Source organism: Salinispira sp. (genome assembly GCF_059431795.1).
In genome coordinates this window covers 1-7,158 of the sequence record NZ_JBXWXS010000026.1, presented here as the reverse complement: position 1 = coordinate 7,158, position 7,158 = coordinate 1, and the positions used below count along the sequence as shown (strand labels likewise).

Below are 7,158 nucleotides of genomic sequence, written 5' to 3'. Positions count from 1 at the left end.
CTCAGGGCTTGAATTTCTCCAGCTCCCAGCCGCTGTAGAGGAGAATTTCAGGCCGGTACTCGAAGTGGATGGTATCGAAATAAAACCATTTGCCGCCCCAGATAAACCCTTCTTCTTCAAAGGCTTCAACGAAGCTCATGGGAGGCATGTGACGCTGATCGTAGGGAAGGGAGTACCAGGGCAGGCCGGCTTCCCAGGCCCAGCGCCAGTATACCTGGGAGCGGTCATAACGGGCCGGGGGAATGTCGATGGCGATGCCGTAGGCGTGATTGCTCCTGTTGGATGATCCTGCGATTGAGCGCCAAAACTGGCCGTCGATCTTTACGATGCTGTTTATAAATCTGCGAAGTTCCGGATCCTGCGCTGCCCGCTCCCGGATTCGGCTTTCCACCCGGGCCAGGTCTTCCATGAGATCCCGGTGAACGTTCACCCTGGCACCGAACAGATACATGGTTTTCGCCGCCCCATTGGCACTGGCGGCGTCATTGATGTCCCATAGGGCATCGGTGAGGCCGGGATGTCTGCCAATACCTGAAGTCGCCCGGTTTACCACCCGCTCTTCCATGGCCGAAATCTGTTCGGGGGTAAATTCCCGGATTTCCGGTAAATTTTCTTCATAGTCATAAAATGAATAGCGGCTGTATCGGTCCTGATCTTCCAGGGCCGGGTGCGGCAGCATTTTTCTGTCGGCGTAGTAGAACCAGGTTTCCCCGATGCGCAGAGCCCAGTCGCCATTCCGGAATGCCGCTTCGCTGATTTTATCAGGATACGCCCGGGCGAAAGAGCGGATAACATGTTCCGCTTCACCCATCTCCCTTCCCTGATCGTCCGACTCACGGCCGGATTCTCCTTCAGAATCGTCTCCCCGATTATTTTGTTCAACTTCCCCTTCCATCGTAATTTGTGAAGAAATATCGCTGGAAATGCCAGTTTCCGAGCTGGGAGCCGCCATGAGACCAGCCGTAAAAACCGAAGGAACAACTGCCGTAAAAAGTGCTGAAAAAAGCGACGGGAAACCAATAAGAAGTATTACAAAAAGCGGGAGAAGTTTTTGTCTTTTCATCTCTTTAAGATATTCAGCCTTGAACCCTTCTGTCCAGTGACATATCTGAAATTATCATTCTACCCAGGACCCCTGCATCTGAAGGTTTCCTGCACAGGTCTCTATTGAATAGCTGGCAAATTATGGCGCAGAATGGGTTATGGAAAAACAATGAATCGGGCATGACGAATATCTTGGCCCGGAGGATGGATAGATGCGTATAGAACCGGAGATCAAGCTGGGATTTAAAGATGTGATGTTCCGCCCCAAACGCTCCACTATGAAAAGCCGTTCGGAAGTGGAGTTGAAACGGGAGTATCATTTCAGGAATTCCGGAAGAAGCTGGAGCGGCGTACCGGTGGTGGCCGCCAATATGGATACGGTGGGCACATTTTCCATGGCAGGAAGTCTGGCGAAGCACGACCTTCTTACCGCGGTGCACAAACATTACCGAGTGGATGAGTGGAAAGAGTTCCTGAAAGATCTGGACGATGATTTTTTCCGGCATTTCATGTTGAGCACCGGTACCGGGGAAGGGGACTACGGGAAGCTGAAACAGATTATGGCGCAGGATTCCCGTATTTCTTTTATCTGTGTAGATGTGGCCAACGGCTATGCCGAGGCATTTGTGGATTTTGTAAAGCAGGTGAGGGCCGATTTCCCTGAGGTGAATGTTGCCGCCGGTAATGTGGTGACCGGTGAAATGGTGGAGGAGCTGATTCTGGCCGGTGCGGATATGATTAAGGTGGGGATCGGTCCCGGCTCTGTGTGTACCACCAGAGTGAAAACCGGTGTGGGATATCCCCAGATTTCTGCAATCATTGAATGTGCCGATGCCGCCCATGGTTTGGGAGGACATATTATTGCCGACGGAGGCTGTACGAATCCCGGTGATGTAGCCAAGGCTTTCGGTGCGGGAGCGGATTTTGTCATGTTGGGAGGCATGTTCGCCGGACATGCGGAATCCGGAGGGGAAATTATTGAGATTGAAGGTGAACAGTATATGGAGTTTTACGGTATGAGTTCATCCCGGGCAATGGAGAAGCATTCCGGCGGGGTTGCCGAGTATCGGGCTTCCGAGGGGAAGGTCACCAAAATTCCATACCGGGGCAGCGTGAAGAATACCGTTCTTGATATTCTGGGAGGTATCCGCTCCACCTGTACATATGTGGGAGCCGGGAGATTGAAGGAGCTGAGTAAACGGACAACCTTTATACGGGTGGCAGAACAGGAAAACCGGGTTTTCAGCCGGCAATAATCCTGTTTCTCCCCGATTCCTTGCCGTTGTAGAGGGCTTCATCCGCCCTCTTGAAGAGGCTTGCGTAATCCTCGTCTTCGCCCAGTTCAACCACACCGGCGGTGAAGCTCAGGCGGTAATCGGCGGTGACAAAACTCCAGTCCGCCGAATCGGTTTCCGATTTAATTCGCCCTGCCAGGTCCATGGCATCGTTAATTCCCGCATTAAGAGCCAGCAGAAGGAATTCTTCTCCCCCCCATCTGCTCACCAGGTCACCGCTGCGCAGGCTGTCTTTCAGAATGTCTGAAAATTGTTTCAGTGCCTTGTCCCCCGCTTCGTGACCGTAGTTGTCGTTGATCTGTTTGAAATGATCCAGGTCAAGGAAGATGATGCTGAAACTGTGGCCGTAGCGTTTGGCCCGGTAGATCTCTTCATGGAGACGTTCGCTCATTGCTCTGCGGTTGAGTATTTCTGTGAGGGGATCGGTGCTGGCAAGAAGCTCCAGCTGCTGCTTCAGTTCGGTGAGCTGACGGTTTTTCTCTTCCAGTTCATCCAGCCGTTTCTCCAGCTGGGCCCGGGTTTGGGCCAGTTCAACATGTACGCTTAATCTCTGGATCAGCTCTTCGCTGTCGAATGGTTTGGTAATGTAATCCACCCCTCCGGACTGAAAGCCACGGCTGATATCCTTTCGGTCGTCCAGGGCGGTAAGGAAGATGATAGGAAGTTCCTCCTTGCTTCGAAACTCCCTGATTTTCCTGGTTGTCTCATACCCGTTCATTCCCGGCATCATCACATCCATAAGTACCGCATCGATGTGCTCCCGGTTGCGGACGAATGAAATAGCCTCGTTCCCGTTGATTGCCACTGCGGGTTCATACCCCTTCTGATCGAGAATTTCCGCCAAAAACTGGAGGTTTTGAGGATTGTCGTCAACTATCAGGACGATAGGTTTGGAATTCATACTTCTCCCTTTGCGAGTATAGCCAGCTTGTTGTGAACCACATCCATTCTATATGTTTTGATTGCCGTCTCAATTTCCAGGCTGATAGCCGCCAAAGCGGGCCAGGGAAGTGCCTGGCTGATCTCCTGGACTGCCCTGGAAAAATCCCGGGCTTCGCTGAGGGTAATATGGGTGCTGAGCTGTCCTGCAGAGTAAAAGATTTCCCGGTTTATTAGTTCAGACCACTCCTGTTGAAGCTGTCCCGGCAGCTGGCTGAACTCTAAATGAAGCTGGTGCAACATATGCCTCTGGGTGTATTTAAGCTGCTTCACATCAAGGTGATGTTCCAAAACGTTCAGAAGTTCTCCGGTACGGAAGGGCTTGTGAGCCCAGTCATCAAAGAGATGGGTGTTGGATTCTCTTTGAGAAAGGCTCACACTGGCGGTGAGGGCAATCAACGGAGTGTTGCCGTGGCTTTCGGAATTACGGATCCTGCGGGCCAGTTCACGGCCGTCCATTTCCGGCATGCGGATATCAAGAATGATCAGATCAAAATGCCGGGTTTCCAGGACTTCCAGGGCCCGCTGACCGCTATTGGCGGTGATAACCGAGGCCCCTGCATTCTGGAGGATATGCTCCAGAAGTTTCAGGTTGTTGGCTACATCATCCACTGCCATGATGGTGTAACCCCGGAGATCGGCATGGCTCCCGGGGGTGTCTGCGGGCTGCTCTCCTTCATTCGAATAATCCAGGCCGGGAAGGTGAAGGGTGAAGGTGCTTCCCACACCCGGTTCGCTTTCCAGACTCAGCTCTCCGCCCATCAGCCTGCTCAATTTTCTGCTGATGGCAAGTCCAAGACCGGTTCCTTCGTATTTTCGGGTATTTTGTCCTTCGCTTTGTTTAAAGGATTCAAAAATGAGCTGCTGCTGATCAGCTTCTATACCGATTCCGCTGTCTTCCACCCGAAATACCAAGTCCAGTGTATCAGCCTGTTTAGTTTCCACCTTACATCCCAGGGCGATTTTTCCATGATGGGTGAATTTCACCGCATTCCCCACAAGATTCACGAGAATTTGCCTCAGACGGGTTTCATCCACCATCACCGTGGGTGGAATCGCCGGATCTATATTGAGATCATATAAGAGGCCCTTTTCTCCCATTGGAATTCGAAATACGCTTTCAATTTCATCCAGAAGCAGTTTGATTGATGTTTTTCCCGGATGAATTGCCATTCTGCCGGCTTCGATTTTTGAGAGATCCAGAACATCGTTAATAAGCAGCATGAGGTTTTTCCCCGCCTTCTCTATGATTTCCAGATACTCCTTCTGCCGTTCATCGCTGACAATCTGTTCAAGAAGCTGTGTATACCCCAGAACTGCGTTCATGGGGGTTCGGATTTCATGACTCATATTCGCAAGAAATTCACTTTTCGCGGCGTTGGCGGCTTCGGCTTCCTGTTTGGCTTCCTGAAGTGCCCGCTCCTGCTCCTGAAGCCGAGCCATGGCGTGTTCCAATTCTTCGGTGCGCTGGTGGACTTTCTGCTCTAGAAGTTCGCTGAGACGGTTTTGCTGTTCTTCCAGCTCTTTTCTGCTGCTGATATCTTCAAATATGTAGAGTACATGCCGGGTGCTGCCGTCGAAACTGAAAATCGGAGCCATTGTCACCTTTACCCAGCATGTGTCCCGATCATCCAGAAGAATCCGGGTTTCGAAGCGCACATGATCCGGGTTATTTCCCGCCGGACTCTCGGGGTCATATACGGGAACCTCCCGGTCCTCTACATCCATCAACTCCCGCACCTTGAGGCCGGTCAGCTGTCCCGGCTGAAAGCCGAAATATTCGGCAAAACCCTTACTCACCTCCACAATGCTGTCGGGAGTTCGTGCATAAATAGCCATAAGGGAGGAGCGTCGGAATATCCCTTCGAATATCTGCCGGTAATTTTCCAATTGATTATTCAACCTGGACTGCATGCTGATATCCGCGAAACGGGAAAGAATGATCCGGGTGTTCATGGCAGTGAGAAGGCTGTCTGCACCGGGGAAATCCTCAAGCTCTATCAGCATCAAAAGCCCCCGGTTCCCCCGGTTCAATGAAACACTGAGAAGGTTTTTTCCGCTGGCTGAAAATCTATCGCATTCCGGTAGACTGATATCAATATGCTGCCGTCCCTTGCCGATCCTGATCCGGGAGTCTGCAAGCTGAAGCCGACTCTCAATGGGGGGCAGTTTCTCCGCCTGAACTTCCAGCTGGTTTCGGGTGGATTGGTCACACGCGGGTTCAATAACCCGGGTTCTCCCGTCTGTTTTTCTCCCGAATACCGCTTTCTCAGCTCCGTCCTGATCACGATACAGGAAATAGAGCCGAAGGGATTGAAAATGACTCATGAGCAGAGGAATGAAGGTGTGGGAGATAAACGCATCTTCAAGGAGATGTCCCTGCATGAGACTGTAGATAATCTGAAGATTGGCATCTTCCGATTCATTAATATCCTGGATACCGGATCCCGGGCCTTTCACTACAGCACGGGAGCTGAGGCTTTTGTTTTTACCCCGGACAAACAGAATAGCCAGGATCAGCACTCCAAGGGAACTGAGAATTGTGGTGCTGATCAGAACAGGAACGAGATTGGCCATATATCCCCAGTGTAATAAAAGTGCGATGAAAGTGTAAGAAAAAAAGCGTGCCCCTGCGGCCCCTCTATATGCTTTTTTCCAGCATGCTGTACATATGGAGCCTCACCAGCTCTCCCATACTGTGGAGACGGAGGAAGGATTGATCCTGATGAAAATCTGCCAATTCAAGGGAAAGCTCCTGGAAATTCTCCAGCGGAGCAATCTCATCTTCCACCATGGCGGTGAACAACTCTTCCAATCGGACCCGGGAGCTGTGTGCCCTGCGGCGCATGAGGCTTCGCTCCTCATTCTGATACTGACGAATGGTATCCACCGATAAATTATCCCAAATCATTTCCACCACGGGCTGGTTCTCCCGGTAGAATTGGGGCATGTACACTCTGAGTTGACCTTCATGGCATTGGCGGTCGAAATCTATAGCCCTGACCCGGTACTGCTGGGCGTCGAAATCCTGGGTGAGCACCATTACATAATTGTAACTGCGCATGTCTCCCAGCAGCTTGACGAAACAGCGCTCGCTGAATTTCACAAATTCCTTGGCTACACGGATTGGATTAATCTTGTTGCCCCCAATCTCCCCCAGATAATTCTCGATGAAAACATCTCCCGGGATTCCGGATATATGTTCTTCTATGAGGGTATCTCCGTAGACCATGGAGTTAATTCGGTTAGGGGAAAGAATGTGCTCCAGTTCAAGGCCGTAGATTCTGCTGGCATCGGCTTTCTTCACGTAATAATAGTCGTGATTGTCGTTGAAGCGATTCATTACCCGGATCCTGAATGGCTGTGAGTTGCCGAATTCACAATAATCGATGCGGTCGATGAACAAATGGTTCAGATGGGAGGTGTTGCCTTCCATTTTTAGCCAAGAATAAATGAGCCGGAGCTTTTCCTCCAGTTGATCACGGTCTCCGGGACCGTACAGCACGGTCTGCCAGTAGGAGTCTGCGCCGTCATCGTGATACAAGGGGATCTGCTCGGAAAAATCCTTCAGTTCATCGTAATACAATGACTGTTCCATACCCCGGCCGTGTTCTTTCAGATAGGTATTCAGTTTACTGGATACGGGATACGAGGGTTTCTTCCGCTCAATATGAACAAGATCGTTTTCGGAAATTCGCAAATGTCAGTCCCTCCGGTGCACAACGCTGCCGCTTGCCTGGTGGGTTGGCATAATAGTGAGCTGGCTGATCTGCACATGTGCCGGTCTGGTACATACGTAGCGTACTGTATCCGCCACATCCCCGGCGTACAGGGGTTCCAGATCTTCGTACACCTTTGCGGCCTTTTCATCATTGCCGTG

The 7,158-nt window shown here is 51.2% G+C and carries 5 protein-coding genes; 1 reads left to right on the top strand and 4 read right to left on the bottom strand.

Annotated elements, in window-relative coordinates:
- Position 1: 1 nt before the first annotated feature.
- Positions 2-1,063, bottom strand: a complete 1,062-nt coding sequence (locus AC52PS_RS08795) for a M15 family metallopeptidase (protein ID WP_495562687.1) — start codon at positions 1,061-1,063, stop codon at positions 2-4.
- Between the two features lie 193 nt (positions 1,064-1,256).
- Here AC52PS_RS08795 and AC52PS_RS08790 point away from each other — a divergent pair, with 193 nt between their 5' ends.
- The gene (locus AC52PS_RS08790) at positions 1,257-2,300 is read left to right on the top strand and encodes a GMP reductase (RefSeq protein WP_495562686.1); all 1,044 of its coding nucleotides are present in this window, start codon (positions 1,257-1,259) and stop codon (positions 2,298-2,300) included.
- Here the strand turns inward: AC52PS_RS08790 and AC52PS_RS08785 are convergent.
- The 3 genes from AC52PS_RS08785 to AC52PS_RS08775 form a co-directional block, all read right to left on the bottom strand.
- Positions 2,287-3,240 (bottom strand): GGDEF domain-containing response regulator, encoded by a 954-nt coding sequence (locus AC52PS_RS08785; RefSeq protein ID WP_495562685.1) that lies wholly within the window; start codon positions 3,238-3,240, stop codon positions 2,287-2,289. The two genes, AC52PS_RS08790 and AC52PS_RS08785, sit on opposite strands and share 14 nt — an antisense overlap.
- Positions 3,237-5,855 (bottom strand): PAS domain-containing hybrid sensor histidine kinase/response regulator, encoded by a 2,619-nt coding sequence (locus tag AC52PS_RS08780; RefSeq protein WP_495562684.1) that lies wholly within the window; start codon positions 5,853-5,855, stop codon positions 3,237-3,239. The genes AC52PS_RS08785 and AC52PS_RS08780 overlap by 4 nt, the downstream gene beginning before the upstream one ends.
- 64 nt (positions 5,856-5,919) lie before the next feature.
- Positions 5,920-6,978 carry a hypothetical protein gene (locus AC52PS_RS08775; protein ID WP_495562683.1) on the bottom strand — a complete coding sequence of 353 codons (1,059 nt, stop codon included), beginning with the start codon at positions 6,976-6,978 and terminating at the stop codon, positions 5,920-5,922.
- Positions 6,979-7,158: the final 180 nt, after the last annotated feature.